26 protein-coding genes are annotated in these 26,280 nt (G+C 63.6%); 13 read left to right on the plus strand and 13 right to left on the minus strand.

From position 1 onward, the window contains the following. The 3 genes from XH80_RS10585 to XH80_RS10595 form a co-directional block, all read right to left on the minus strand. The gene (locus XH80_RS10585; RefSeq protein ID WP_271598543.1) at window positions 1-1,365 is read right to left on the minus strand and encodes an MFS transporter; all 1,365 of its coding nucleotides are present in this window, start codon (window positions 1,363-1,365) and stop codon (window positions 1-3) included. 321 nt (window positions 1,366-1,686) lie between these two features. Next, window positions 1,687-2,610: an SMP-30/gluconolactonase/LRE family protein gene (locus XH80_RS10590; protein ID WP_271598544.1), complete on the minus strand. Its 924-nt coding sequence runs from the start codon at window positions 2,608-2,610 to the stop codon at window positions 1,687-1,689. Window positions 2,611-2,709: 99 nt separating this feature from the next. Next, window positions 2,710-3,456, minus strand: coding sequence for an IclR family transcriptional regulator (locus XH80_RS10595; protein WP_271598545.1), 747 nt, complete (start codon window positions 3,454-3,456; stop codon window positions 2,710-2,712). 106 nt (window positions 3,457-3,562) lie between these two features. Here XH80_RS10595 and XH80_RS10600 point away from each other — a divergent pair, with 106 nt between their 5' ends. The 3 genes from XH80_RS10600 to XH80_RS10610 all read left to right on the plus strand — a co-directional run bounded on the left by XH80_RS10600 (window position 3,563) and on the right by XH80_RS10610 (window position 6,635). Next, entirely contained in the window at window positions 3,563-4,222 is a 660-nt protein-coding gene (locus XH80_RS10600) for a hypothetical protein (RefSeq protein ID WP_271598546.1), read from the plus strand. A 286-nt stretch (window positions 4,223-4,508) separates the two neighbouring features. Continuing rightward, the gene (locus XH80_RS10605) at window positions 4,509-5,366 is read left to right on the plus strand and encodes a helix-turn-helix domain-containing protein (RefSeq protein ID WP_271598547.1); all 858 of its coding nucleotides are present in this window, start codon (window positions 4,509-4,511) and stop codon (window positions 5,364-5,366) included. Window positions 5,367-5,606: 240 nt separating this feature from the next. Further along, on the plus strand, window positions 5,607-6,635 hold the full coding sequence (locus XH80_RS10610) for a glycosyltransferase family 2 protein (protein WP_271598548.1): 1,029 nt from the start codon (window positions 5,607-5,609) through the stop codon (window positions 6,633-6,635). Window positions 6,636-6,659: 24 nt separating this feature from the next. Here the strand turns inward: XH80_RS10610 and XH80_RS10615 are convergent, their stop codons facing one another. From XH80_RS10615 to XH80_RS10635, 5 genes are all read right to left on the minus strand, one after another. Then, entirely contained in the window at window positions 6,660-7,781 is a 1,122-nt protein-coding gene (locus XH80_RS10615; protein ID WP_271598549.1) for a M20 family metallopeptidase, read from the minus strand. Window positions 7,782-7,831: 50 nt separating this feature from the next. After that, window positions 7,832-8,770 carry a polysaccharide deacetylase family protein gene (locus tag XH80_RS10620; protein WP_271598550.1) on the minus strand — a complete coding sequence of 313 codons (939 nt, stop codon included), beginning with the start codon at window positions 8,768-8,770 and terminating at the stop codon, window positions 7,832-7,834. A 31-nt stretch (window positions 8,771-8,801) separates the two neighbouring features. Further along, window positions 8,802-9,677 (minus strand): polysaccharide deacetylase family protein, encoded by an 876-nt coding sequence (locus XH80_RS10625; RefSeq protein WP_271598551.1) that lies wholly within the window; start codon window positions 9,675-9,677, stop codon window positions 8,802-8,804. Then, a complete protein-coding gene (locus tag XH80_RS10630) occupies window positions 9,674-10,384 on the minus strand; it encodes an aspartate/glutamate racemase family protein (RefSeq protein WP_271598552.1) in 711 nt (236 codons plus the stop codon). Before XH80_RS10630 ends, XH80_RS10625 begins: the two co-directional genes overlap by 4 nt. A 62-nt stretch (window positions 10,385-10,446) precedes the next feature. After that, window positions 10,447-12,030, minus strand: a complete 1,584-nt coding sequence (locus XH80_RS10635) for an ABC transporter substrate-binding protein (protein WP_271598553.1) — start codon at window positions 12,028-12,030, stop codon at window positions 10,447-10,449. Window positions 12,031-12,303: 273 nt separating this feature from the next. On the opposite strand from XH80_RS10635, the gene XH80_RS10640 reads away from it, so the two are divergent. Together XH80_RS10640 and allE are read left to right on the plus strand one after the other, a co-directional pair. Continuing rightward, window positions 12,304-13,269 (plus strand): LysR substrate-binding domain-containing protein, encoded by a 966-nt coding sequence (locus XH80_RS10640; protein ID WP_271598554.1) that lies wholly within the window; start codon window positions 12,304-12,306, stop codon window positions 13,267-13,269. Between the two features lie 45 nt (window positions 13,270-13,314). Then, window positions 13,315-14,112, plus strand: a complete 798-nt coding sequence (gene allE / locus XH80_RS10645; RefSeq protein ID WP_271598555.1) for a (S)-ureidoglycine aminohydrolase — start codon at window positions 13,315-13,317, stop codon at window positions 14,110-14,112. 15 nt (window positions 14,113-14,127) lie between these two features. Here the strand turns inward: allE and XH80_RS10650 are convergent, their stop codons facing one another. Next, window positions 14,128-14,835 carry a GntR family transcriptional regulator gene (locus XH80_RS10650; RefSeq protein WP_271598556.1) on the minus strand — a complete coding sequence of 236 codons (708 nt, stop codon included), beginning with the start codon at window positions 14,833-14,835 and terminating at the stop codon, window positions 14,128-14,130. Between the two features lie 149 nt (window positions 14,836-14,984). On the opposite strand from XH80_RS10650, the gene XH80_RS10655 reads away from it, so the two are divergent. From XH80_RS10655 to XH80_RS10670, 4 genes are read left to right on the plus strand one after another with little or no spacing between them, the layout of a single operon-like run. Continuing rightward, window positions 14,985-16,409, plus strand: a complete 1,425-nt coding sequence (locus XH80_RS10655; protein WP_271598557.1) for an MFS transporter — start codon at window positions 14,985-14,987, stop codon at window positions 16,407-16,409. A gap of 35 nt (window positions 16,410-16,444) precedes the next feature. Then, window positions 16,445-16,624 carry a hypothetical protein gene (locus XH80_RS10660; RefSeq protein ID WP_271598558.1) on the plus strand — a complete coding sequence of 60 codons (180 nt, stop codon included), beginning with the start codon at window positions 16,445-16,447 and terminating at the stop codon, window positions 16,622-16,624. After that, on the plus strand, window positions 16,624-17,814 hold the full coding sequence (locus XH80_RS10665; RefSeq protein ID WP_271598559.1) for an acyclic terpene utilization AtuA family protein: 1,191 nt from the start codon (window positions 16,624-16,626) through the stop codon (window positions 17,812-17,814). The genes XH80_RS10660 and XH80_RS10665 overlap by 1 nt, the downstream gene beginning before the upstream one ends. After that, window positions 17,807-18,115: a DUF4387 domain-containing protein gene (locus tag XH80_RS10670; protein WP_271598560.1), complete on the plus strand. Its 309-nt coding sequence runs from the start codon at window positions 17,807-17,809 to the stop codon at window positions 18,113-18,115. The genes XH80_RS10665 and XH80_RS10670 overlap by 8 nt, the downstream gene beginning before the upstream one ends. A 5-nt stretch (window positions 18,116-18,120) precedes the next feature. Here XH80_RS10670 and XH80_RS10675 read toward each other — a convergent pair whose 3' ends face one another. Beyond that, the gene (locus tag XH80_RS10675) at window positions 18,121-19,068 is read right to left on the minus strand and encodes a LysR family transcriptional regulator (RefSeq protein ID WP_271598561.1); all 948 of its coding nucleotides are present in this window, start codon (window positions 19,066-19,068) and stop codon (window positions 18,121-18,123) included. A gap of 248 nt (window positions 19,069-19,316) precedes the next feature. Between XH80_RS10675 and XH80_RS10680 the strand changes: the two genes are divergently transcribed. From XH80_RS10680 to XH80_RS10695, 4 genes are all read left to right on the plus strand, one after another. Beyond that, window positions 19,317-20,240 (plus strand): MBL fold metallo-hydrolase, encoded by a 924-nt coding sequence (locus XH80_RS10680; RefSeq protein ID WP_271598562.1) that lies wholly within the window; start codon window positions 19,317-19,319, stop codon window positions 20,238-20,240. A 16-nt stretch (window positions 20,241-20,256) separates the two neighbouring features. After that, a complete protein-coding gene (locus XH80_RS10685) occupies window positions 20,257-21,270 on the plus strand; it encodes an alpha/beta hydrolase (protein WP_271598563.1) in 1,014 nt (337 codons plus the stop codon). Between the two features lie 143 nt (window positions 21,271-21,413). Next, on the plus strand, window positions 21,414-21,740 hold the full coding sequence (locus tag XH80_RS10690) for a hypothetical protein (protein ID WP_271598564.1): 327 nt from the start codon (window positions 21,414-21,416) through the stop codon (window positions 21,738-21,740). Between the two features lie 192 nt (window positions 21,741-21,932). Next, complete coding sequence (locus XH80_RS10695; RefSeq protein WP_271598565.1) at window positions 21,933-23,333, plus strand: tetratricopeptide repeat-containing glycosyltransferase family protein; 1,401 nt, start codon at window positions 21,933-21,935, stop codon at window positions 23,331-23,333. A 97-nt stretch (window positions 23,334-23,430) separates the two neighbouring features. Here the strand turns inward: XH80_RS10695 and XH80_RS10700 are convergent, their stop codons facing one another. The 3 genes from XH80_RS10700 to XH80_RS10710 form a co-directional block, all read right to left on the minus strand. After that, window positions 23,431-24,228 carry an adenylate/guanylate cyclase domain-containing protein gene (locus tag XH80_RS10700; protein ID WP_271598566.1) on the minus strand — a complete coding sequence of 266 codons (798 nt, stop codon included), beginning with the start codon at window positions 24,226-24,228 and terminating at the stop codon, window positions 23,431-23,433. A 92-nt stretch (window positions 24,229-24,320) separates the two neighbouring features. Further along, on the minus strand, window positions 24,321-25,553 hold the full coding sequence (locus tag XH80_RS10705) for an adenylate/guanylate cyclase domain-containing protein (protein ID WP_442869140.1): 1,233 nt from the start codon (window positions 25,551-25,553) through the stop codon (window positions 24,321-24,323). A gap of 79 nt (window positions 25,554-25,632) precedes the next feature. Continuing rightward, window positions 25,633-26,217, minus strand: coding sequence for a HutD/Ves family protein (locus tag XH80_RS10710; protein WP_271598567.1), 585 nt, complete (start codon window positions 26,215-26,217; stop codon window positions 25,633-25,635). Between the last annotated feature and the right edge of the window lie 63 nt (window positions 26,218-26,280).

The raw sequence follows: 26,280 nt of genomic DNA on the forward strand, positions 1-26,280 counted from the left end.
TCAAATTCCTTTCGAGAGGGATGCGATGGGGCCGGTGCGGCCGTCAGCCGTTCCGGCCTGTCGCCGCAGACTGGCGCCAACCAGGCGGATCAGGATGGCGGCCAGGGCAAGAAACGCAGCCACCGAGATCAGCGCCCAGGAGAAGCTGTCGGTCGACTGCTTGATCACGCCGATGAGATAAGGACCGACGAAGCCGCCGAGATTGCCGATCGAGACGATGATGGCGAGGCCACCGGCGGCGGCGCTGCCGGTGAGGAAGCTCGACGGGATCGGCCAGAACGTCGACTGGTAGCACATGATGCCGATCACGGCGCCGCAGAGCGCGACGATCGAAACCAGCGCGGACGATGTCGCGTAGCCGCAGACGATCAGCGAGGCCGCGCCGACGAGCAGCCCTGATGCCACGAACCAACTGCGCTCGCCGCCATGGTCCGACAGTCGCGCCCACAGCATCATGGTGATGGCGCCGCAGATATAGGGAATGGCGGCGATGAAGCCGACGGCGACGACGCCGAAGCCGAGGCCCTTGATGATCTGCGGCATCCACAGCCCGAGACCGACCGAGCCGATGATGGCGCAGAAATTGACGGCGGCGCAGACGAGGACCCGCCAATTGATGAAGGCGTCCCTGAGTCGCGAGGGATGTTTTGTGGCAATGGCCTCGCGCTCTGCTGCCAGCACCTCAACGAGCCAACGCCGCTCGTCAGGGCTCAACCACTTGGCCTGCTCCGGCTTGTCCGTGAGCGTGAAGAAGCACACGATTCCCAGGAGGGTCGCCGGCAGGCCCTCGAGGATCAAGAGCCACTGCCAGCCATGCAGGCCGCCGAGGCCATCGAGGGTGAGCAGCGAGCTCGAGATCGGTGCGCCGATGATGTTCGCGATCGGGATGCCGAGCAGAAATGCCGCCGTCGCCGTGCCGCGGATGCGCGCCGGAAACCAGTAGGTGAAATAGAGGAACACGCCGGGCGTGAAGCCGGCCTCGCCAAGCCCGAGCAGGAAGCGCATCACGCCGAAGCTGACGGGGCCGACCACGAACGCCGTTGCTGCCGAGATCAGGCCCCAGGTGATCAGGATGCGGGCGATCCATTTGCGGGCGCCGACGGCCTGCAAGGCCAGGTTGCTCGGCACTTCCGCCAGGAAATAGCCGAAGAAGAACAGTCCGGCGCTCCAGCCGAATGCGGACGGCGAGATGCCGAGATCGCCGTTCATCGTCAGGCTGGCGATGCCGACGTTGACCCGGTCGAGATAGGCGACGATGTAGCAGAGCAGCAGAAAGGGCACGATCCGCCACAGCACCTTCGCGAGGATCTTCTCCTCCTCGGCTGTGAAGCCCTGTTGGACTGAAGCGGCAGCGACGCTTGCCATGGGTTCCCTCCCGGGGCGCCGGTGTTGTCCCGGCCATGGGAAGCGCCTTAGCAAAAACAGAACGCCGTTGCAATTTGTTTTGCAACGGCGTTTCATTTTGTGGGGCGCTCGATGGGGGTTCCCAAAAAAGTGGAGCTCCGCCCGTCGGTTGGCGCGTCGTCGCCGCCCCAATCTCTACTGTCATGGCCCGGCTCGACCGGGCCATCCAGTACGCCGCAGCTTCTCGGCTCAATCACAACCGGCTCGGAGTACTGGATCGCCCGGTCCTAGTGCGCGATTGCGCACTGGCCGGGCGATGACACCGTGTGTGTGGGTGAGCGACTAATCGGCGTGCGAGAACATCGCCAGGCCCGGCGTTTCGAGCTCGGCACGCAGGAGCGTTCCAGTACGGCTCTCGGTGATGAAGAGGCTCTTTCGCTCTGGGCCGCCAAAGGCAAGATTGGTGGTCCCGACGCCCGCGCAGGAGACGATGCGGTCGAGCGGTTCGGCCAGCGGCGACAACCGCCAGACCGAGCCGAAACCGGTGTGGCAGACCAGAAGGTTGCCGCCGTCATCCAGCGCCAGTCCGTCGGGACCACCCGGGCCGCCGTGCAGATGCGAGAAGATGCCGACCTTGGTGGTCAGGCCGCTCGCCGGCAGCGGCACGCGCCAGATCTGGTTGGCGCGCGTCACCGCGACCAGCAGAAAGCTTTCCTCGGGATCAACGACGATGCCGTTCGGGCTCGGGATCGTGTTGATGAGGCAGGTGAGCCGGCCGTCCGGCGTGAGCTTCCAGACCCGGCCCGTCGGATCATGCATGCCGGTCTGGCCCTGGTCGGTGAAATAGAGATTGCCTGAAGGTGCGAAGACGAGGTCATTGACGCCCTTGAAGCTCTCGCTCGCCGCCGTTTCCAGGAACGGCGTGACGTTGCCGCTGGCGGGATCGAGCAGCATGATCCCGCGCTTGTAATCGGTGATGAACACGCGGCCGTCGCGGTGGATCTTCAGGCCGTTCGGCCAGCCATCATATTCGGACACGAGCTCCCACACCCCGTCAGCGCTGACGCGGAAGATGCGGCCATGGGGAATGTCGGTGACGTAGAGCCGCCCCTGCCGATCGAAGGACGGCCCTTCGAGGAAGGAGTCGATCTCGCGTCCGGCCTGATTGGCATCGGCCCAGGCAGTGCGGCGCGGTTTGCGAAGATGATCAGGCAGTCGCGTGAAGATGCTGGTCTCGATCCGGCGCGGCGGGCTGAAGAATGTCATGGGCTGGCCTTTGTGACGCGCTTGGCAGAACATAGAGTTGGGCAGGATTGTCGCCCGCCGAAGCCAACGTCGCAAGCTAAAACGAAACCGCGTTTCGTTTTAAGCAGAACCGGCTCGCCTGCGTCCGCTTTTCGCCGTGCCGGAGGACGGAGTTCCGCCGCAGGCCAGGGTCAGCTTGCTTGCGGCCTCGACCAGCGCCGGCTTGATCTGCTCCGCCCGCGCGCTCGTGAGCCGGCTGACCGGCCCTGAGATCGCGAGCGCCCCGATCAGGGAGTCGCCGATGCCGAAGACGGGCATGGCGAGAGCGGCCGCATGAGGATCCGTCATGCCGGAGGTGAACAGCGGCAGCTCGTCATCCGGCCCGGGCGGCCCGGCCTCATATCGTCGCAGCGTTTGCGCGATGGCAGACTTGTCCATCGGACGCGTATCGCCCGGCTGCACGGTCATCCGGATACGATTGCTGCTCTCCACCCGGAACAGACACAGCCGCTCCTCGCCATCGCGGACATAGAAGGACGTGGTCTCGCCGGTTTTTGCCGCGAGCTGCTCGAGCACGGGCATGACGTGGTCGGCCAGACGAAACGCCTGCTGATAGGCCGTGCCGAGGCGCAAGGTCTCCGCATCGAGCCGGTACGAGCCGTCAGGCAGGCGCGCGAGCAGCCGGTATTGCTGCAGCGACAAGGCCAGCCGCAGGATCGTGCTCTTGACGAGGCCAGTGCGCTCCGCGAGCTCGGCCAGGCTCAAGGCGCCGTCTCCGCGGCGGAACGCGGTCAATACCGCGAGCGCCCGTTCGGCCGCCGATACGCCCTTGAGTGCGGGCGGCTTCTTCACGGTCTGCTTTGCCATCTCACCCCTCGTCCTCGTCACGTCCTAAGGCATTCTGACCATGAGGAGAAGGGGCTACCCCATCGTAACCCCTCGCGTTCAGCTCCGCTCCTCGCGCGCGACCTTGTTGCCTATTGTTCCCGAATTCGCTCTTGAGGCTTGCATTGATCAATCGTGGCTCAAGACGTTCAAGCACCCTCGATTGAAGCCTCCTAGAATCGCACCTTATCTGTTTGCTTTGTTGTCTCTGGGGCATTTGATGTATTTCACACTGATCAAGCCGGAGGTCGCAACCGCGTCGATGCAGAGCAATCTGTCCTTGCTCGAGGCTCTCGCCGGCGTTGCGCGGACGCAATTCACGACGCTATTGGACCAACTCGCCGATTTGCAAAGCCAATCCGTGGCGGCCTCCGCTATCGAGCGCGACGGCCATGGCGGCCTCATCGGTGCCAGGCGGGATATGATTGCCATCATCAAGGTGATGCAGCGAATGGCGGACGAGCTGTTGCAGGAGTCGAAACAGTCATGGGAGTCGGTCGGATATATTTCCGGCAACGTCCACAAGATCGCCTTTGGGCGGCGGCGACTGCTCGGCGGGCGAACGCCGAACGATCTCCATGCGGCCGCCGTCGAAGAAAAGCTTCGGCGAACGCCCCGGCTGATGATTTCGCTGCTGGAGGTGGCCACGATTTTGGAAGAGGCATTTGCTGACCTGAGACCGGTCAAGAAAGAGCGCATAAGCGGCAACAGCGAGGGCTGCTCGGTCGACGTTGCCCCGGTCCAGTAGTTTCATATCGTCGACGGCTCAGATCCGGCCTTTCGTTGCGGCCCGTGTCACCCGGGATCGGTTCTCCACGAGCCGGCGACGGGAATAAGATACCTTCGTGCAACTTGTGACTGCGAACCAACGCCAATCCGAGATAAAGCGATCCGGCACATCAAGACCCGCAATGGCGCGGGCAAAGGGAGTATACGCCGACGGCAATGACTGGGGGTCGTTGCCGGCGGAGCGTCGAACGTAGAGCATGGACGATTGCGGACTCTATGGCGAGCGGCTCGCCACATTATTCCCGATGATCCGGCAGCCCAGCACGGGCCTCGTCAAGTCACTCCAGAAGGGAACGTTCGCCGCGGTGCGGATGACCCATTTCGGGCCGTCCAGCGATCCAACTTTGCCGTCACCGCCCGATGCAGCGTTCGCGCTGTGTCTGCGGCTGCGACGTCAAAGGGCCGAGGCATGGGTTGATGGACGCCATGCCCGCAAAGGCGCCGCGAAGGACGAGACGAGCATCTACGACCTGCGATGCGAGACGATCGTTCGCTTCCAGGATCCGTTCGATTTTCTTTATCTGTATCTGCCGCACAGCGCGTTGAGTGGTCTTGCGAGCGAGCTTGAGGCTGCGCACGTTCGGTTCGACATTGCGGCGGGTACGAACATCCGCGATCCTGTCGTGGCGCATCTCGGCAAGTGCCTGTTGCCCGCGCTTGAGCGGCCGCACGAGGCCAACGAGCTGTTCGTTGGCTCTGTTGCGATGGCGCTCAACACGCATTTCCTTCACACCTACACCAGCATTCTTCCCGTCGATCGCCTGCAACGCAGCGGATTGACACCCTGGCAGCTTCGCATCGCAAAGGACCTCATACGCGCTCATCTCGACGGGGAGGTTTCCCTGGCACACATCGCGACCGAATGCGGCTTGTCGACGGCCCATTTTGCCCGGGCCTTCAAGATCAGCACCGGCACTCCGCCGCATCGCTGGTTGATGGATCAGCGCATCGAGGAAAGCAAGCGCCTGCTCGTCGGCTCCTCGTTGCCGCTCATAGACATTGCGATCAAATGCGGCTTCTCCGATCAAAGCCACTTCACGAGAGCTTTCTCGGCGAGGGTGGGGACCACTCCCGGTCGCTGGCGGTTGATCAGAAAGAGCTGACCTCCGCTGACCCGCGCTTGCCTAACAAGAATGGTTACTCAATCATTGACGCTCTGCGGTTCATTAACGACGCAGGGCGAATTGGCTTCTGCCGAGGATCATGTTTGATAAATTGCGGATAGAAGCACGGAAAGGTGCAAATCCAGGCCGATCCGCTGAGGCCGCCTCCCTCGAACAGCTGATTCAGACGCGGGCTGCTCTTGGACGTGACCGGCCCGTTCACCGGCAAGGAGAGATGAGATGCAGGTCAGATCCGCGCTTCAGATCAATTTGCATCCGCTGGACGTGCGCCATGCGGTCCACATACTTCCGCATCAGCTCGAGGTGTGGGGCGATCAGGTCGATCGTATCGTCTTCACCGTCGACACCAGGCAGAGCAAGAGCGGCCGCTATGCCGGCGGCGCCTACGAGGAGAGCCGCCGGCGCCTGTTCGCATTGCTGGAGGCCATCGCGCGGAAGTCGCCAAAGGCGGAGATCGCCGAGGTCGACTATTCGCCGGCGGCGCTCGCGGCCGTGCGGCAGCGCTATTTCTCCACGTCCAGCGCCTATCCGGAAAAGGCCTTCGATGGCGGGCCGTTCCATGCCTATTTCTACGGTCTGTCGAAGGCGAATGCGGACTATGTGGTGCATATGGACAGCGATATGCTGTTCGGCGGCGGCAGCCAGGTCTGGCTGGAGGAAGCGATCGGCTGGCTGACGGCAACGCCGGGTGCACTGTTCGCCGGACCGCTTCCCGGTCCGCCCCGCTCTGACGGCACGCTCGGCGATCTGCATGGCGGGTTTCCCGGACTGACCGGGATCCAGCCGCCCGAGCGGCTCGCCGCCGCCTACCCGGCCTACCGCTTTCGCACCGTGAGCACGCGGATCTTCGTGCTTGATCAGAACAAGTTCGATGCGTCGGTCGGGGCGCTGGAGCTGGTGCGTCCGAATCTCAAGCGCCGGATCCGGGCAAGACTGTTTCACCAGTCGCCACTGACGATGCCGGCGGAGGAGATCATCTCCGCGGCCATGATGCGCAACGGGCTTTCCCGCATCGACTTTCTCGGTTCGGGCGCCGGGCTCTACTCGCTGCATCCGCCGTATCGCACCGAGGCTTTCTATCGAGAATTGCCGCAACTGATCGCACGTATCGTGGCCGGTGCGATCCCGGACGCCCAGCGCGGCGACTATGATGTCAATTCAAGCATGTTCGACTGGACGGAGGCGCTGCGGCAGAAGACCGTCAGCCGCCGCCTAGCCCGCGCCGCGCGCGCGCTGATGTCGAGCTGAGCAAGCCACCGAGACCCTGTTCATCTATGATCCAAGCTCCGTGATCATTCGCCGCAACAGCTCGGCGCGGCGTGGAAGCGCGGAGACCACGACATATTCGTTCGGCGAGTGCCACTCATTGCCGATCGCACCGAGACCATCCAGAGTCGGGGTGCCGACAGCCGAGGTGAAATTGCCGTCGCTGCCACCGCCGCTCGAGGTTTCGACGAGGTCGATATCCTGCTTGCGCGCGATGGATTTCGCGAGCGAGAACAGCTCCAATCCACCTGCAGTCCGTTCGAGGCACGGCTTTTCAATTTCCCCACTGGCCGTGACCGTGACGTCGCTGCCGATCGGCCCGGTGGACAAGATCGTCTCATCAACCAATCGGCCAGCCTCGGCGGAGGAGAAGCGGACATCGATGGTGCAGAAGGCGCGGCCCGCGACGACATTCCGCGCCGTGCCGCCCCCGACTTCCCCGACATTGACCGTCGTTCCCGTCGAATAGTCGGTCAATTTGTCAAGCTCCACGACCTGGCGAGCAAGCTCCGAGATGGCGCTGCGGCCGCTCGCGTGAGCCGAGCCAGCATGCGCTTCCCGGCCCTCGACGTCGAGACGGTATTTCGCACGGCCCTTGCGGAAGGTGATGACCTCGTCCTTGCGGGCCGGCTCGGCGATCAGCGCGTAGCGGGATTCCCGCGCCAGCCGCTCGATGATGCGGCGCGAGGTCGGAGAACCGATCTCCTCGTCCGAGGTGTAGAGAAGCGTCAGCGGAAGGTGCGGCTGATGGACCAGACCGGCAATATGCTGAGCGGCTTTGAAGGCCAGAAAGCCGCCCCCCTTCATGTCTGCGATGCCCGGACCATGAAAGCGGTCGCCATCGCGGCGCATGGCGACCGACCCCGGCGGGCATACCGTATCGAGATGCGAAACGGAGAGGATGCCCGGCCCGCGCCCCCACGGCAGCCGGACCAGCAGATGGTCGCCCATTCCATCGGTCCCCGGAATTCGCTCCAGGCTGGCGCCGAGTTGTACAAAGTCTGTGGCAACGACGTCGAGCAGTCGCGCCATGTTGTCGACGTCACCGGTTGGCGTTTCGATCTCGACCCAGCGACGCAGGCCGGCGAGAAGCGATTCCGCTTCGGTTGACTGTGTTTGGTTCGGCATCATGCTCCCGCAAAATAATTGCAACGCCCCGCATCAATATTCGCGAGGAGTTAGCTCAGGCTGCCCTCATAGTCCTGCCAGATCGAAGCGGACAGGCGAAGATGGGTGTCCGCGGGATAGGTCGCGGACCAGTAATCCGCGCATTCCGCTCCCGTAGCATTCCATAGGCCAGGAAAATTCGCGATGTATGCAAGCACCTCTTCGAGCGCCTCGGCGTGGTGTCCCCAGCCGCTCCCTTTCGGATGCAGCGTCAGCGAGAAGTACCGACCGCGTCGATACTGGGCCTCGAACTCGCGAAGCCAATTTCGCTTCAGCGCATTGACCCGATCAAGGCCTGTGCCTTCGGTCGGAAACATCAGGAAAAACTGATCGTCGCAGCTGTAATGGTATGGAAGCGTCAAGAAAGCCTTGCGCTGCACGAAGTCCGCGACCCAATAGTGCGGAGCATCGTCCGCGAGCCCGTTGCCCATATAGCCGTAACCGGCATCGACCAGCAGGCCTATCGTCGCACCGCTCACGCTGCCGACGGCGAACGCGTCCTGCTGCCGGGGCAGGGAAAACCATCCCTTCGGCCGGCGTCCGACAATCCGCTCCAGCGTCGATGTCGTCAGCGCGATCCGTTCTCTCTCCTCTTCCACGCTCAACGCGCTGACATCCTCGTGCTTCCATCCTCCGGCGGCGATCTCGTGCCCGTCGTCGCGGATGGACTTGATGCGGTCGGGATGGATCTCCGCCATCACGGCGGGGACGACGAAGGTCGCGCGCAGACCATATCGCCGCAGCAGCCGCATGATGTTCTGCAGCCCGACCGTGATACCGAACAGCGAGGTCGGATGCGTGATATCGGGCGCGGTAATCCCTGAAGGTGTCGAGGCAGGACTGAGATCGACGACCACGCTGAAGCAACAACGCTTGCCGTCCGGCCAGCGGACTTCCGAATCCTTCATCCCGATTTCGTCCGATATCGTGTAGTTCTGCTTCCAGGGCATTGAGCTGGTCCTGACGGGCTGTCGTCGATTTTCAGGCGGGATGCCGGGCGAGCACGTGCCGCGCCAGATCCTCGCAGGTCGGGAACCACACGCCTGGAAGCTTCTTCATCTCGACGATCAGGCGCTCCAGCATATCGACTCTGGAGGCACGGCCCGACACGAAGGGGTGCAGCATGAAGTTGAGATAACCGCCTAGCCTGTACTGGTGCCAGAAGGCACTTCGCCACATCTCGAACACTTCATCCGGATCGAGCAGCCTTTGCGCGGCGGTCTTGCTGCCACCCCAATTCGCGCTGAAATACATCGCGTCATCGATAGCAAAGTGCACCGGCAGCTGCACCATCCTGTTCATCCCGTTCTCGTCGTCCTGATAGAGCGGTGTGTAGGTGCAGGAGGTCGAGGAATTGTAGATGAAGCCCTGCCGCCGCAGCAGCGCGGGGCTGTGCTCGCTGCGGGTTCCAACGGGACGGCGACCGGCGACGCGTTCAAGCGCGGCGATGGTCTTGAGCAGATGGTCCTCCTCGAGCGCCTTGTCCTTGGGAACGTGATGCTCCCACATGTGATCGGCGATTTCATGCCCGGCTCTGGCCGCGCGGCGCAGGGCCTCCGGATAGAGCTCGCAAATGCGCCCCGGCGTGAAGATCGTGACCTTGATGTCGTGAGCTTCGTACATTTCCAGCAGGCGCCAAATCCCGATGCGGCCGCCGAACTCCCCTTTCGCGAGCTGCATCGGCGGCTCATTCGCAAGCCGGCGGGCCAGCATGGCATCGAAATCCAGCGTGAAGTTCACCGCCATCCGCACGCCGGGCGGAAGCACGAAGTCCGGAATCGGAAAATGCCGCGCCTCATAGGCAAGCGCCGCGGCCTTCAACTGTTCGACCTCATCGGCGAGCGCGGCGCTGGTCATCGGTTGCTCCCGGAGACTTTGGCAGGGCGAAGATTCATGCCGACGGCTGCTTCAGCGATCTTGAGACCGGCAAGCACGGAATTGACGACGGGTACGCCGACGCGATCCTGCAGACGTTCCGTCAGCTGCGGCGTGAACCCCATCCCCATGCAGCCCATGACCAGAATGTCTGCGCCATCGTCGACACAGGCGCGTGCTGCTGCCAAAATTCCATTGAAGGCTTCATCCGGTCTCCGGACGAGATCGAGCACCGAACAGCCGACCATGCGTTCAGAGACGAAGACGTCGGCGAGCCCAAGAGAACGAAGGCGCGCGAGCAGCCCTTTGGGCGTGGGATCGGACGACAGCACCGAGAAGCGTTCGCCGAACTGAGCCGCCAGGTGCATCGCGCTGCCGCCCGGCCCGATGACGGGAATATCGGTGAGGTCGCGAATGGCGGCAACACCGGGGTCGCTGAAGCAGCCGATGACGACGGCGTCGAAGCTCTCCGCGATCCATTTCGGAACAGCACGGAGAAGCTCGGGCACGACCCGGGCCGCGTCGGCGTTGGACTCGACGGCCGACGGCCCATCGGCGAGCGGCCAGACGTCGATGACGACATCGGACGCGGCCGCCTCCGACAAATATGCGCGGCGCCGCTCGATCTCCTCGACCCCGAGGGTACGGTGCATGGGACTGGTCAACTGATAGAGAATCCTGGGCTTCATGTCACCGTTGCTCCCGGGCAAGACGCAGGACGACGACCGCCGGATTGCGTCGTACCTTCCTGCTACTCGCGGCGAACATTCCAGAACACCGGGAAGCTGAAAGGGATCATGCCCTTGAGATCCGAACGGTAGGCCGGAGGTGTCGCAAATTGTCCGGCGAGAACGTAGTTGACGTTGTTGTGGAAGGCAGCCTGGATCTCGTCGCGATATTTCTTGCTCTCGGCAGGGCTCGACGCTTGGGAATACGCCTTCAGCAGCTTGCTCATCGCCGGATCGCAATACCAGCCGGGATTGTTCTCCAGGCAGTTCAACGACACCATCTGCTGCGCGAGTGGATTGACCAGATCGATACCCGCCATCACCAGCGGAGTCACGCTCCAGCCGCCCTCCGCCACCGGCGCCTTCTTCAGGCGACGCGCCGCAACCGTCGCGTAGTCCGATGTCCGCAGATCGACGTTGAAGCCCGCCTGCTTCAACTGGTCGGCCAGCACGGAGCCCACCGGATTGAGAATGGCGGATGTTCCCGCATGCAGAAACACCACGGGCTCGCCCTTGTAGCCGCCCTCTTTCAGGAGCTTCTGAGCGGCCTCCGGCCCGATGTCGCGGGAATATTCGGTGCCGGCGTCCGAACTTCCGTCGTTGCCGCACATGTAGATCGAATAGCAGGTGCGGTACATGTCGGCCGGTAGTCCCAGACCAGCCATGACGTCTTTCTGTTCGACCGCAGCCTGCAACGCCCGGCGTACAAGCGGATTGTCAAAAGGCGCGTGGGTGTGATCGACATTGATCGCAATCATGTTCTGGGCGATCGCCGGCTGCTTGCCGATCGTCACCTTGGGATTTTTGCGCAGCACGTCGATGTAATCGTAGGGCACGACCTCCAGAAGATCGACCTCTCCCTTCTGCAGGGCCGCGGCGCGGGTCGATTGATCGGGAATACTCAAGAGCTCGATGCGGTCAAAGTTCGCGACTTTCCCGCCGGCAAGACCATCTGCCGGCTCGGAGCGCGGGACATAGTCCGGGTTGCGGGCGAACACCGCCTTGGCGCCGGGGCGCCACTCGTCTTTCAGGAAAATGAACGGCCCTGAGCCGACAACCTCCGGCACCGCGGTGTTCGCGTCCAGGCGGGCCAAGCGTGCCGGCATCATGACGGGTATCTGATGGCCGGGCTTGCCGAGTGCCTCGATGACGAAGGCGAAAGGCCGCTTGAGCTTTAATTCGAACGTCTTGGAATCGACCACCGTGAATCGGTCCGCGGCAGTCATCATTTGGGCACCGAAGCCCTCGCGCTTGGCCCAGCGCTCGATCGAGGCGACACAATCCTCCGACGTCACGGGCGCGCCGTCGCTGAACTTCAGCCCGTCGCGGAGATGGAAGGTGTAAGTCAGGCGGTCGGAGCTGACCTCCCAGCCGGAGAGCATCTGCGGCTTGTAGTGGCCTTCGCTGTCGATCGCCACGAGCTCGTCAAAAACGAGGTACGCGAACACGCGGGTCGCATTGATTGTGGTGATGATCGGATCGAGAACCTGAAGCTCGGTCTGCAACGAGACTTTCAGCACCCTGTCTTCGGCGTGCGCGGCCTCAGAAGCGCCGGCGAGACCGACAAGTGAAAGCGCGGCTGACAGCACAAAATGGCGCAATCCCACGGAGGACCTCTTTTGTTGCCAGATACTTCGCCGCAGCTTTGGAGCGAAGCATCATCGATCACAGGACTGATCAGTGTTCGGTCGCCTCCCGGCCGATTTGCATCGTTGGCCCATGATGCAAGCTCATTGAGCCGCATCATCGACCCGATGAACCTACCGTCCCCGGCGTTTTTTCAGCAAACCACTTGTTTTGCGGCTGAGCATGATAAAAACTAAGCCTCATGGACACCGCTTCGAAACGGCACCGAGGCGGGTGAAAGGGCAGGTCAGCCGGTGTCACGTCTGTCGAAACGCGAGCGTCCGGCCCGTCGCCGTCTGCCGCCGCTCAACGCGGTGCGCGCTTTCGAGGCGGCTGCTCGTCACGTCAACTTTGCGCTTGCCGCCGATGAGCTGGCTGTGACGCCGGGAGCAGTCAGCCGGCATGTCAAGGCGCTGGAGGTCCAAATCGGCCGCAAGCTGTTCGATCGCTACCCGCAGTCGCTCGAGCTGACGGAGTTTGGCCGGACCTGGCTGCCCGTCGTGTCCGAGGCGTTTGATACGCTCGAAAGCGGGACTGCCCGGCTGCTGTCGGAGCGGCCGCGCGCGACATTCGCATTGAATGCGCCGACGGCTTTCGCCACCGGCTGGCTGCTGCCGCGCTTTGCCCGCTTCCATCGTGAGCAGCCGGAATTGACCATCAGGTTGCTCACCCAACCCGATCTGCCGGATCTTTTGCGTGAGGGTGCTCCTGATGCGGCGATTGCCCACGGCCGAGGCGAATGGCCGCGACTGAACGCCCATTTCCTGTTCGCCGACCGGCTGATACCGATGTGCAGTCCGGCCTACCTCGCTGCACAACGACGGCTTATCGAACCGGCCCATTTGCTCACCGAGACCCTGATCTCCACCGACGACACGGCGCAGGATTGGGCCGCCTGGTTTGCGATGGTCGGACTGCATGGCGAACAACCGCAACGCATGCTGCATTTCGCCAGCAGCGTGTTGCCCGCACATGCCGCCATGAACGGTCTCGGGTTTGCACTGATCGATCCCAGTCTGGTGACGTCGGAACTCGACCTCGGCCGGCTGATTGCTCCGCTGTCTTTCCCCCCGTTGATGCGAGGGACGGGGTGGTACCTTCTGCATTCGCGCGTTCGCCGCAAGGATCCCGTGATGATGACTGTCCGAAACTGGCTGCAACGCGAAGCCGGCTCCAGCGTCCGCCATATGTTTCCGAAACCGGGAGGCGCCTCTCGTTAGGCTTTCCGTTGAATCGGACTCCCGCGAATTGATCGAGGACATCAGATGAACCCCAGCGATTTACCCGGCCAACCCGGTGTCGTTCCTCCCGGAGCGATCGGCCATAATCGCGGCGTTGTCGGCCGCAACTTCGCGTTCATCCCTCCGGAGGGTGTGTTGGTCAGCAGGCTTCCGGCGTGGAGATCGACAGTCGTGCGCTTTCTGGCAGCACCATCGCTCGGCGCCGGCTTTGTCCAGTTCGTGCTGGAAATCGAACCGGCCGGAGGTACGGCCCGGCCGATCTGTGTGGATCTGCAGCACTTCTTCTATGTCGTGGCAGGCGAAGTGGACGTGACCATCGGCTCCGACTCCACAGTGCCGCTCGGAGCGGGGGCGTTTGTCTATGTACCGCCCGGCCTGTCATTTGCGATGACGTGTCGCCCCACCGCGCCAGCGCGCATCATCGCCGTCAAGAAACGCTATGAGGAAGCCGAAGGCATTGCCGCTCCAACGGCGATCGTCGGCCAGCAGCAATCCATGCCGATGACGAACCATACCGGATTGCAGGGCCGCGGGTTCAAGCACCTGCTGCCGCTGGGCGATCTGAGGTTCGACTTCGAGATGAACCTGATGTTTTTCCAGCCCGGCGTCTGCTTCCCGGCGGTGGAAACGCACATCATGGAGCACGGATTGTTCATGCTGGAGGGGCAAGGCCTCTATTATCTTGGCGGCAGCTGGCACGAAATCTGGGTTGATGATTTCATTTGGATGGGATCGTTCTGTCCCCAGCAATTCTATCCCACCGGGCTCAATCACGCGGTCTATCTGCTCTACAAGAACGTCAACCGCGACGTCGTCCTCTGACGCCGCGCCCGCGCCTCAAGCTCCGGCGACAGCGATCGCGGGCGGCTCGCCGCGCAACTGCGCCATCAGAATCGTCCGCGAGGCGACAAGATGGGCACGCATTGCGGCTTCTGCCGCATCGGCGTCGCGGCGTTCGATCGCGACGATGATTGCTTCGTGTTCGCGACGCACGGCCTCGATTCGCTGCGGGGTTCGTAGGGTCACCGTCGTGCTCTGAAACCTGCAGATCTGCAGCAACGGATAGAGCTCGTTGCAGATGATGTCGATGAGCCAGCGGTTGCGACTGCCGCGCACGATCAGCATGTGCAAATCGTCGCCGACGCTGCGGACACGGAACACGCCGCCCACGCCTTCGCGACGAAAGCTGTCCTCATCCGCGGCGAGACAGGCGCGCAGCTGCCGTGTCTCGTGCAGCGTCATGTTCTCGGCGGCCTGCCGGCTCGCCATGCCCTCGAGCGCTTCGCGCGTCGAGAGCAGCTGCTCCAGATCGTCGAGCGACAATTGCACGACGCGGACGCCGGAGAACGGCGTGCGTTCGAGGAGCTGGCGCCCCTCGAGGGTGCGGATCGCCTCTCTGAGCGGACCTCGGCTGACGCCGAACCGGTCGGACAGGGCCTGCTCCGAAAGCTTCTGCCCCTGCGCCAGCTCACCGGTGAGGATCGCCTGTTCAAGGCGGGCGACGATCTGGTCAACGAGGGCGCCGCTGGCTGGCTGTAACGTCATGAGTCTGATCCGGAATTGTCTCCTGCAAAGACTACCAGAATTACGGTCGTGGGCCAACGAATTGTTGCCAATATGAGATATTGTTGACAATCCTGTTTATTGTATTCGATATGCTGAGGTAGAAACGTCAACTCTGCAGGGGTGTCCAAGTGAGCATCACGGCTATCGCCGATCGGCCAGCCGAGCCGCTGGCGCATGCGCACGCCGCGGCGATTACCGCGCGCATCGATCGGCTGCCGGAGAACAGGCACATATGGCGCCTCGCAGCCCTGATCTCGTTGGCGGGAATGTTCGAAGTCTACGACCTCTATCAGACCGCCTACGTCCCAACCGGTCTGGTGCGATCAGGCATCTTCTCGGAAGGCGCCAAAGGATTGTTCGGCCTGCCGGACCAGGCCGCGTTTGCGTCTTCAACCTTCCTTGGATTGTTCATCGGCGCGATCGCGTTTGCCTCGGTCGCCGATCGCTTCGGCCGCAAGACGATCTTCCTGTGGGCGCTGGTCGGCTACAGCATCGCGACGCTGGTGATGGCGCTGCAATCGACCGCAAACGGCATCCTCGCGTGCCGCCTGCTCGCCGGAATTGGATTGGGCGTCGAGCTGGTCACCATCGATGCCTACCTCGTCGAAATCGTGCCGAAGCATATGCGCGGCAAGGCGGCGGCGATCATGCACGCGATCGCCTATCTTGCGATCCCGCTGGTTGCGTTCGTTTCCTATTTGCTGATTCCGCTCGATCCCCTTGGCGTTGCGGGCTGGCGCTGGGTTGTCCTGATCGGCGCAGGTGGCGCTGCCTTCGTGTGGTGGTTGCGCGTCAATCTGCCGGAGTCACCGCGGTGGCTTGCGCAGCACGGCAACATCGAGGCCGCCGATCGGATCGTCAGCGAAATCGAACGGCAGCTCGAGCAGGACCTTGGCCATGCGCTGCCGGCGCCTGCGCCTGAAATTGTCGGCGTCTCGCGTCGCGCAAGCTTTGCGGAAATCTGGCAGCCGCCTTATCGGCAGCGCACCATCATGCTGATGGCGTTCAATTTCTTTCAGACGATCGGCTTCTTCGGCTTCACCAACTGGCTGCCGACATTGCTCGCCGCGCAAGGCCACTCGATCACCAAGAGCCTGTTCTACTCCGCCGTGATTGCGGTGGCCTTTCCGCTCTGGGCTGTGCTGTGGGGCTTTACCGTCGCCGAACGCTACGAGCGCAAATGGCAGATCGTCGTCGCTTCAGGCGCCACCGCCGTGCTCGGCCTGATCTTTGCCATGCTGACGGTTCCCTCGCTCCTGATCCTGTGCGGTACGCTGATCGTCGGCGCCAACACACTGATGTCGTATGCCTACCATCCCTACCAGGCCGAGCTCTATCCAACCGAGGTGCGAGCCCGCGCGGTCGGCTTCGTCTATTCATTCAGTCGCCTGTCGACGGTGTTCACGAGCTTCATCATCGCATTTCTGCTCAGGGACTTCGGTGCACAATGGGTGTTCGTGTTCATCTCGCTCAGCATGTTCGTGGTGATGGGTTCGATTGGCATCTACGGTCCGCTGACACGCGGACGTTCGCTTGAAGACATTGCGCGCTAGCGCAACTCCATTTGTCGCAAGAGGTGATCAGGTACATGACCGAGAGTGTAAAGCTGTCCGACCCGGTGAGCGTCATCGTCCCGACGGGAATGCTGGGCGCCGGCGTCAATCGCACGCAAATCCAGTATGGCCTCCGCCGCGGCGCCAGCGCCATCGCGGTGGACTCCGGATCGACCGATAGCGCGAATCCATCAAACGCGACCTGCAGATCCTGATGGCGGAAGCGTATACGGCGAAAATTCCATTGCTGGTCGGAAGCTGCGGCACCAGCGGCACCGACAGCGGCGTCGATTGGACCCGAGACATTGCGCTCGAAGTGGCCGCCGAGCTCGGCATCGCCCCGAAGATCGTCTGTCTCTACAGCGAGCAGAAGGCGGACGATCTCGTCAGGAAGAACGGCAAAGGAGAGATCACGCCGTTGCCGCCGCTAGGCCCGGTCAGCGACGCCGACCTGAAATCCTGCGAGCATATCGTCGCATTGATGGGGCCCGAGCCGTACATCGCAGCGTTGGAAGCCGGTGCAGACATCGTGCTCGGCGGACGCACGACCGACACGGCGGTGCTCGCCGCGGTTCCCCTGATGCGCGGCGCCGGCATCGCGCAAGCCTGGCACGCTGCCAAGATCGCCGAATGCGGCGGTCAATGTACGGTCAATCCCGGGCTCGGCGGCGTGCTGATGCGGGTCGGCCGCGACGCGTTCGAGATCGAGCCGCTCGATATCGACAACCAGTGCTCGCCGGAGACCGTGTCCGCGCACCTGTTGTACGAAAACAGCGACCCGTTCACGCTGACCGAGCCCGGCGGCGTGCTTGATGCCCGGGATGCAGACTATCGCTGGGTCGATAACCGCATCACCCGCGTCACCGGCTCGCGCTGGACGCCGAAGCCCTACACCATGAAGCTCGAAGGCGCCCGCGGCGGTGATTTCCAGACGATCATGTTGATCGGCATCGAAGATCCGGAGGTGCTCGCCAATCTCGACGAATTCCACGATCTCATGCTGGAGACCCTGACAGGGCGCATCAGAAAGACCTTTGGTGACGAAGCTGTTCGCTTCGATGTGTCGCTGCGCATCTATGGGTGGAACGGCACGTCCGGCCGGCCGGTGCCGCGGGACACGGTCCCGCCGCGCGATGTCGGCGTGATGTTCGTGGTCACGGCGCCGACGCAGGACCTCGCCAACCGGATGGCGAAGGCGTGCAACCCCTATTTCTTCCACACGCCGCTGCGCCCGGGCATTGAGATGCCGAGCTATGCATTCCCGTTTACGCCAGCCGAAATTCCGCGCGGCCAGGTGTATGAGTTCGTTCTCAACCACGTCGTGCAAACGAGCGACGCCTTCGAGCTCGTGCGCAGCGTGAGCATCGACCCGGCGGATGCGAACAAGGGGGCACTCCATGCCTAAGCTCAGCGACATCTGCCGCCACGTCCGCTCCAAGAATGCCGGGCCATTTTGGGTGACGGTCGACCTTTTCTTCGATGGCGAGGAGAATTTCAGGCGCTATCGCAATACGCCGGCGCTGTCACCGCAGACATTTGCGCGCTTGTTCGGCACCAATCCCGACCTGGTCAAACGCATCCCGGTCGACAATCTGCACGTGATCAAGATTTCCTATCCGCGCCCGCATCCGCAAGGCTGGATGCAGGAACGCGACATGCATGCCGGGCAGCAATTCGCGCGCTTGCTGGACCTTGAGATTGATTGACCGCATCACGTGGCGGCAGCGGCCTGGTAGAGGCGATCGCGCAACCAGGCGTGCCCTGCGTCCTCCTGGTTGCGCGGATGCCAGAGCGCGACGATGCGGGCGGGCGGCAGTTCGAGCGGCGGCGGCGCCAGATCGAGCTCGTGGGCGAAGCGCATCAGGAATCGCCGCGGCAGGGTGCAGATGCAATCGCTGTGCGCGAGGATGACGGGGGCAAGCGCATAAGTCTGGATCGAGACCGCGACACGTCTGCTGCGGCCGAGCGCTGATAGCGCGTCGTCGACCAGGCCCGCAAAGCCGCCGCCATCTGCGGAGATCAGCAGATGATCGCATGCGCAAAACGTGTCGAGATCGAGCGCGTCTGTGCCGCGCGGATGGCCCTTGCGCTGCGCGGTCAGGAAGCTGTCCTCGAACAGCGGACGCTGCATCAGCTCGCCGCTGGTCCCGCCGGGTCCCGTGACCAGGATATCGATCTCGCCACGTTCAAGGCGATCGACGATGTCGGGCGTGGGATGAACGAGAGCGAGCCGCGTGCGGGGCGCCATCGCGGTCAATTGAGCGACGAAACCTGGCGCCAGTGTCACCGCCGGATTCTCGTGAATGGCAACGACGAAGGTGCGCTGATCCCGCGCCGGGTCGAAAGCGGCCGGCCCCTCCACCATGCGGCGCAACCTGCCGAGCACTTCGGCGAGTTCCGTCTGTAGCTCCAGGGCTCGCGTTGTCGGCACCACGCCCCGTCCCGCCGCTGCCGGCACGAACAGCGGATCGTCGAACACCTGCCGCAACCGGTTCAGCCGGGCCGACAGCGCCGGCTGCCCGATGTTCAGCCGCAATGCCGCACGGGTGACGTTGCGCTCGCGCAGCAGTGCCTCCAGCGCAAGCAACAGGCCGAGGTCGATCTCGGCGAGGTCGGCATCGTCGGCCGACCGGCCCGGACCGCGTTCGACATCCGCCATCGCGGCACCTCCGTTCAAGGCAAGAAGATCGCGGCCGCATGAGCCGCACCGAGAGAGGTTAAGGCCTTCACGCGGGCATGAAAAGCAGCCCGCCGCAAGGCCCTGATATCACCGGCATCGATGAGACGTATCGAGCCCACGGCCCTCCCGGACGCGGAGTCAGGCGCGTACCTCACCGCCCACGGCGGCAGGTCCGGGATCTCGGCAATCTCGCCGGATCCGGCGCCGACGGAAGCGGAGGACGCTCAGTGACGAAGGAGACGAAGATTTATCGCGTCGGCGATGCCACCATCACCCGGATCGACGAGCTGTCGCTCGCGGCCTTTCAGTTCGACATGCTCTATCCGGGCGCGGACCCGGAGGCGCTGCAGCGCCAGCGCGCGCGGCTCGAGGCGGGCTCGTTCGATGCCACGACCGGCACGTTGATCCAGAGCATCCACAGCTGGCTGGTCAAGACACCGCGCCACACCATCCTGATCGATACGGCGACCGGCAACGACAAGAACAGGCCCGACATTCCGCCGCTGCACCGGCTCAACGAGCCCTTCCTCGCGCGGCTGCAAGCTGCCGGCGTCAGGCCCGAGGAGGTCGACTATGTGCTCCTCACCCATGTCCATGCTGATCACGTCGGCTGGAACACGCGCCTTATCGACGGCCGCTGGCTGCCGACGTTTCCCAACGCGATCTACATCTTCTCTCGCATCGAGCAGGCTTATGGCGAGAGCCTGGCCAATGGTGAGGAACCAGCGACGAATCCGGCCCTGGGCCCTGCCCTGCGCAAGCCCGCCGACCGCGTCTATGACGATAGCGTACGCCCGGTGATCGATGCCGGCCTGGCACGGCTCGTCACCGTCGACGGCGGCGAGGTCCTGGAGGGAATTTCGTTGATCCCGACGCCAGGCCACAGTGTCGACCACGCCTCCATCCGCCTCGTCTCTCGCGGCGAGCAAGCCCTGTTCGCGGGCGACGTGATGCATCACCCGCTCCAGGTCTACGAGCCCTCGCTCAATTCCTGCTTCTGCGAATTTCCCGACGCAGCACTTCGCTCGCGCAAATTCGTGCTGGAGGACGCGGCCGAGAGCGGCGCAACCGTCTTCACCACCCATTTCGCGCAGTCCTCCACTGGGCGCATCACGCGCAGCGGCGAGCGCTTCGCCTGGCAATTCCTCTGACGGAAGGAGAATGACGATGGACCAGACCATTCCTGCACATGGATACAGGCCCGACCTCGTGGTCGAGGATTTCACCGTCCCGAGCGACACGCCGGGGATTTCGCTTCACCTGCGCAACAAGCGCGCCAGTGCGCAAAAGACTTTCTCCGCCGAGCGGACCATTTTGATGGTCCCTGGCGCGACCTATTCGTCGGCCAGTCTGTTCGACGTGCCGCTCGGTGGCCGCTCCTTCATGGATCATCTCGCCACGCAGGGCTTTGATGTGTTCGCACTCGACGTGCGCGGCTATGGCGGATCGACCCGGCCGGCTGAAATGGACGCGCCGGCGCAGGACTCCGCGCCGCTCGTTCGCACCGATGTCGCGGTGCGCGACCTCGCCAGCGCGGTCGACTATGTCCTCGCGCACCGCGGCATCCCGCGCCTCAATCTCGTCGCCATGTCCTGGGGCGGCTCGGTGGCGGGGACCTATACCGCCGGCAACAACGACAAGGTCGCGCGGCTGGCGCTGGTCGCGCCGCTGTGGCTGCTGAACACCCCTGCCCCGATTGATTCCGGTGGCGCACTCGGTGGCTACCGCAGGGTCGCCGTGCTCGATTTCAGGGAGCGCTGGCTCACCGCGGCGCCGGAAGCGGCACGCGCGAGCCTGATCCCGGAAGGCTGGTTCGAGCGCTGGGCGGAAGCCTCGCTCGCAACAGATCCGCTGGGGAACGCTGAGCGCCCCCGCGTGATGCGCGCGGTGAATGGTCCGATCCAGGATATCCGCGATTACTGGGGCGCCGGCAAAGCCTACTATGATCCGAACGACATCCGCGTCCCCGTGCTTCTCGTTCATGCCGAATGGGACCGCGATGTGCCCATGGCCACGATGCAGGATCTGTTCAGTTCGCTCAAACGGGCGCCGTACAAGCGATGGGTGGAAATCGGCGAAGGCACCCATATGGTGCTGCTCGAAAAGAACCGCATGCAGGCCTTTGACGCCATCAGCCAGTTCCTGGCCGAACGCGATCCGTACGGAACCCCACCAGGCTGACGTCGCGCAGGATTTTGCACAGAGCTGGAACCGCCCGGTTGCGAAGACGGAGGCTCCGATGTTCCGCATCCCTCGCATCGGCGCATCGCAGGGAACGTCGGCAGCTACGCGTCGTTGATCCCTCTCGAAACTGGAGGACAGACATGAAGATCGTTCCAAGCATTGGCGTGATTGCCGCGACCATCGCGGTGACTGCGATGGCGACCCCGAGCTTCGCGCAAGGCCCGGGTCCCTGCACAAGCTCAGGCAACAACGCGGTCGGCGCCGAAGGCCCCGCCATGAGTGGTGGTCAGTTGATGGCCGGCGTTGGAAATTGTCGTCACCGCCACGCAAGGTGGCGCGATAGCTACGGCTACTATCAGGCACCGGCCCGCACCTATTATGATCGCGGCTATTATGACCGCGGCTATTACGACGGCGGATATGACGGGCCTGGCGTCACGATCGGCGTCGGTCCCGGTCGATGGTAACAACAGAACTGAGGCCGCCGCGAAGGCGGCCTCTTTCATTGCGGGAGCCTTTCAGGCTGCGCCAGCCTCGCACCAGCCTGGCACCAGAAAATAGCGCGACGGGACGTCGTCTCCATTTCTGGTCAGCTCATGAACCGCCAAGAGCGCCGGGCCGCGGCCAGGCAATCCCCACAAGTCGCGTCGCAGCATCTGGTGACCGCTAAGAGCCTGGAGGCCGCGAAGCAGGGCCAATCGCTGTTCAAGCTCGGCCGGTATGCCGAAGCCCTGGAATGCTTCGACGCATTCGAAAAGTTCAATCCCGATGTTGCACCTCTGTATCAGACGCGCGGGCTTTGCCTGCAGCGGCTGGGCCGGTTTGCGGAGGCGCAGGCCGACTTCGAGCGGTCGATCGCGCTCAACCCTGGCGAAGCCGAGACGCACAAGAATCTCGGCACGCTGCATGCGAGACTGGGCCGGATGGAGCAGGCCTTTGCGAGCTTCGATCGCGCGCTCGCGCTTCGTCCTGACTTTTCCGCGGCGCTCAACGAAAAGGCGCGGGCGCTGTGGAGCCTGCAATTGCTGGATGAGGCCTTCGCGACGTTTCACCGATCGCTGGCGGTCGCCCCCGACAATGCGGATACGATCTGGAATCTCGCGCTGCTGCAGATGCTGACGGGAGATTTCGAGCGGGGCTGGCTTGGACGCGAGGCCCGCTGGAAGGCGCCGTCTTTGGGCCTTGCGGAGCGCGGCTTCCCGCAAGCACGCTGGCTTGGCGACCACCCGCTCGAGGGCAGGACCATCCTGCTTCATGCCGACGAGGCCCTGGGCGATTCCATCCAGCTTGCGCGTTACGCGCCCATGGTGGCCGCGCTCGGGGCTCGGGTGATTCTGGAGGTCAAGTCTGCAGTCCGGCCGCTGCTGGCCGGGATCGGCGGCGTCGCAGATTGTATCGACCGGTCGTCGACGCCGTCGCTGGCGTTCGACCTGCACTGCCCGCTCGGTAGCCTGCCGCTGGCGTTCGGGACGCGCCCCGATACGATTCCGTTCGCGGACGGCTATCTTCCTGCACCGCCGGCAGCGCGTGTGGAGTCGTGGGGGAGCCGGCTCGGCCCCCGCACGCAGCTTCGCGTCGGTCTGGTCTGGTCGGGAGACCCCGGTCACAAGAACGATCACAACAGGTCGATCGCACTGCGCGCGCTTGTGCCGCTGCTGGATTGCGACGTCCAGTTCGTCTCCCTGCAGAAGGGCATTCGCGATGCGGATCGCGCCTTCCTCGCCGGGCGTCCCGACATTGTCGACCTGACCGAGCAGCTCAGCGATTTCAGCGAGACCGCGGCGCTGGTCTCCTGCCTCGACCTGGTGATCTCGGTCGACACCAGCGTCGTTCACCTCGCCGGCGCGCTTGGCGCACCGGTGTGGACCATGCTGCCCTTCAACCCGGATTGGCGCTGGCTGCTCAATCGCGACGATAGCCCGTGGTATCGGTCGATGCGCCTGTTCAGGCAGAAGAAGCGGGACGACTGGGCCGGCGTGGTGGACAGCGTTCGGCGAGAGCTGGAAGGAAAAATTGCTGCGTGGCAGGCCCGGCAGAGCGGAAGCCATCCTCGCGGCTAAAGCGCGATGAGATTGGGTTGAATCGTCATCGCGCTTTGGCTCTTTGTTTGAGCATAATCTTTTCGGGAAACCGCTTCACACTTTTCCGGATCATGCTCTAACCCTCCACCCGGTAAAGCCGCCACCGCGCCGGCACGCCCTTGAGCTGGTGGCTGCCGTGATCCCTGAGGCGGATCTGGGATTGCGCCGCGAGCAGGTCCTTCACCGCGCTCGAGACCAGCACTTCGCCGGCGCGCGCCTTGGCGGCGATTCGGGTGCCGATGTGGAAGGCAAGACCGACCATCTCGCCGCCGCTGATCGTATATTCGCCGGCGTGCAGGCCGACCCTGATCTCGAGGCCGAGCGTGCGCACGGCTTTCTGAATCGCGGCTGCGCAACTGATGCCAGCGGCCGGCGACTTGAAGGTTGCCAGCACGCCGTCGCCGGTCGTCACGACTTCCTTGCCGCGGCACGTCTTCAGCTCCTTGCGGACGGCGGCATAGTAGAGGCCCATCACCTTGGTCCAGCGCGCATCACCGAGCTTTGCGGCCTTTGCCGTGGAGCCGACGATGTCGACGATCAGAATCGTGGCGAGCGCCTGCTTGAGCTCGGCGCTGCCGTTGGCAGAATTTCTCCTGACGCCAATGGCACCACTGAGCGGTTCATAGTCATGGCTGCGCCGCCGTGCGATGGCGGATCTGGTGTAGTCCTGGGCGCGCTGCGCCGTGCGGCAGCGGATCGTTTTCTCCTGCGGCAGATGCGTCCAGTAAACCTTGCGGCTCTTGCCGGCGCCCTGCACTTCGACGGCGCCCCATTTCAGGAGCACCACCGAGCCGACCCGCCGCACGCACCACGCCTTCGACGTGTACCCCGATACGTTCGACTGATGCAGGCCGACGCGAAGAAACTTGGGCATGACGATGCGGCTGATGCTGAACCGATGTGGCGGACCTGAAGCGTAATTCGACGCCCGCGCCTTGGCAACAGCGCGCGCTCGCGCGGCGCGGCCTACGCCCGCGCGGACGGTTCAAACGCGAACAGCTCGATCGGGTCGCTGAAGCCGCGCACGGCATGCTTGCCGACGCGCTCCAGCTCGAATTCGCGATCGACCAGCTCGGCGAAGTCACGCGACAGCAGCACCTTCTTGCCGATCTGCTTGGTGAGCGTCTCCAGGCGCGAGGCCATGTTGACGGCAGGGCCGATCACGGTGAAGTCGAGCCGGCTTTTCGAGCCGATGTTGCCGTACATGACGTCGCCGACATGGACGCCGATGCCGTAATTCAGCGGCGCGCGACCCGTGCCGTTGTTGCGCGCGTTCAGGGCAGCCATCGCCTGCCGGGCTTCGGTGACGGCGCGCAGGAGATTGGCGCAGGCATTGGGCTGGCTGAGCGGGAAGATCGCGAGCAGGCCGTCGCCGATGAATTTCAGGATCTCACCGCCATGGCGGGCGATCGGGTCCGACATCGCGTCGAAATAATCGTTGAGCAGATCGATGACGTCGTCGCGCGGCCAGTTATCGGAGATTTTTGTGAAATCCCTGAGGTCGCAGATCATGATTGCGGCGCGCACCGTCGTGCCGGTGCCGCGGCGCGTGGCGCCGGCGAGGATCAGCTCGCCAGCATGGGAGCCCACATAGGTCTCCAGCAGCGTGCGCGCCAGGCGGTTCTTGATGCGGATTTCGCTGACCAGCGCCAGCACCGGCAACAGCTTCTTCAGCGCCGCGATTTGCGCATCCTCGAAGCCGCCGCGGCGGTCTGTAGCAAAGGTGACGAGATGGCGCTTGCCAAGCGTGTGATAGAGCGGCCAGGCGACATAGTCCGTCAGGCCGTTCGAGCGCATCTCGTCGTAGAGTGCGTGCTTGCGGCCGAGCGCCGGATCCCGTTCGAGATTTTCGCGCACTTCAGTTGCGCCATTCTGCATCTCGTTGGCGGGACTGCCGATATATTCGGAGCGCTCCCGCACGTCGAAATCGACTCGTGCGATCTCGGCCTCACGCATGCCGTCGGCCCACATGAAACGCGCCCCCAGCCATTGCGGGTGCTGGATCAGCACGTGAAGCGTCGACCGCTTCAGCGGAATGCCCGCTTGCTGGACGCGGATGCACATCTCGGCAAAAATGTTGTCGATGAAGCGCTCGTTGTGCGTCCCGGTAGTCAGCCAGTCGACAACGCCGTCGGCTAACGTGGCAGCGGGAATCTTGTCTGACGCGTTCATATCCTGGCCTTCGGCGGCAGTCTTCATGTCAGCAGATATCGTGTTCCGGATGGACCGCGTCAACCTAGCCAGTTGCACGGATTGTACGCATTCGCACGACCGCGGCCTAGCCGGTGAGCCGAATCGATCCCAGCACGGCAAGTCCCGAAACGAATGTCAGCCTGGACGCCTCGGCCAGCTCGACTTTCAGCGTGCAGCCGCCGGGAACGAGAAATTCCTCGCTACTGACCCGAATGCCGCAATCGCCCGATAGCGCGTACACCAGATGCGTGCCGGCGGGCAACGACCGCTCGCCGGGCTCCTTCAGCGCCACCAGCGCGATCTCCGCCGCACCGCGCCGCGCCATCAGATTGACGACCTCGACCGGACCGGCCTCGAGCTCGGTCACGATCTCCATCTCGCCGGTGAAGCGGACGGTCGTGAACGGCTCGCGCTCGTCGAACTCCTGCCCCTCGGCTTTCAGCACCAGCCCGCGCCCGCCGATCACCATCTGCAGCCGGTCGATGCCTGGCATGTGCGAGAACGGCCCGGGCGCGACGATCGGCGTCGAGGCAAAGCGCCACAGCAGGCTGTCCCAGTTCTTCACCACCGTGCCGGGCCGATGCGCATCCGCGATATCGGTAAAGATGCCGCCGCCGTTCTTCCAGGGCGCACGGGTGTAGTCTTCCGGTTTCAGCAGCGTGGTTTTCATGTCGTGCAGGCGTCCAGCAGGGGATCACCCACGCATCATTAATCGTCATACGCCTCGGCGTCG

Source organism: Bradyrhizobium sp. CCBAU 45384 (assembly GCF_028128665.1).
GTDB classification, from domain to species: Bacteria; Pseudomonadota; Alphaproteobacteria; order Rhizobiales; family Xanthobacteraceae; genus Bradyrhizobium; species Bradyrhizobium manausense.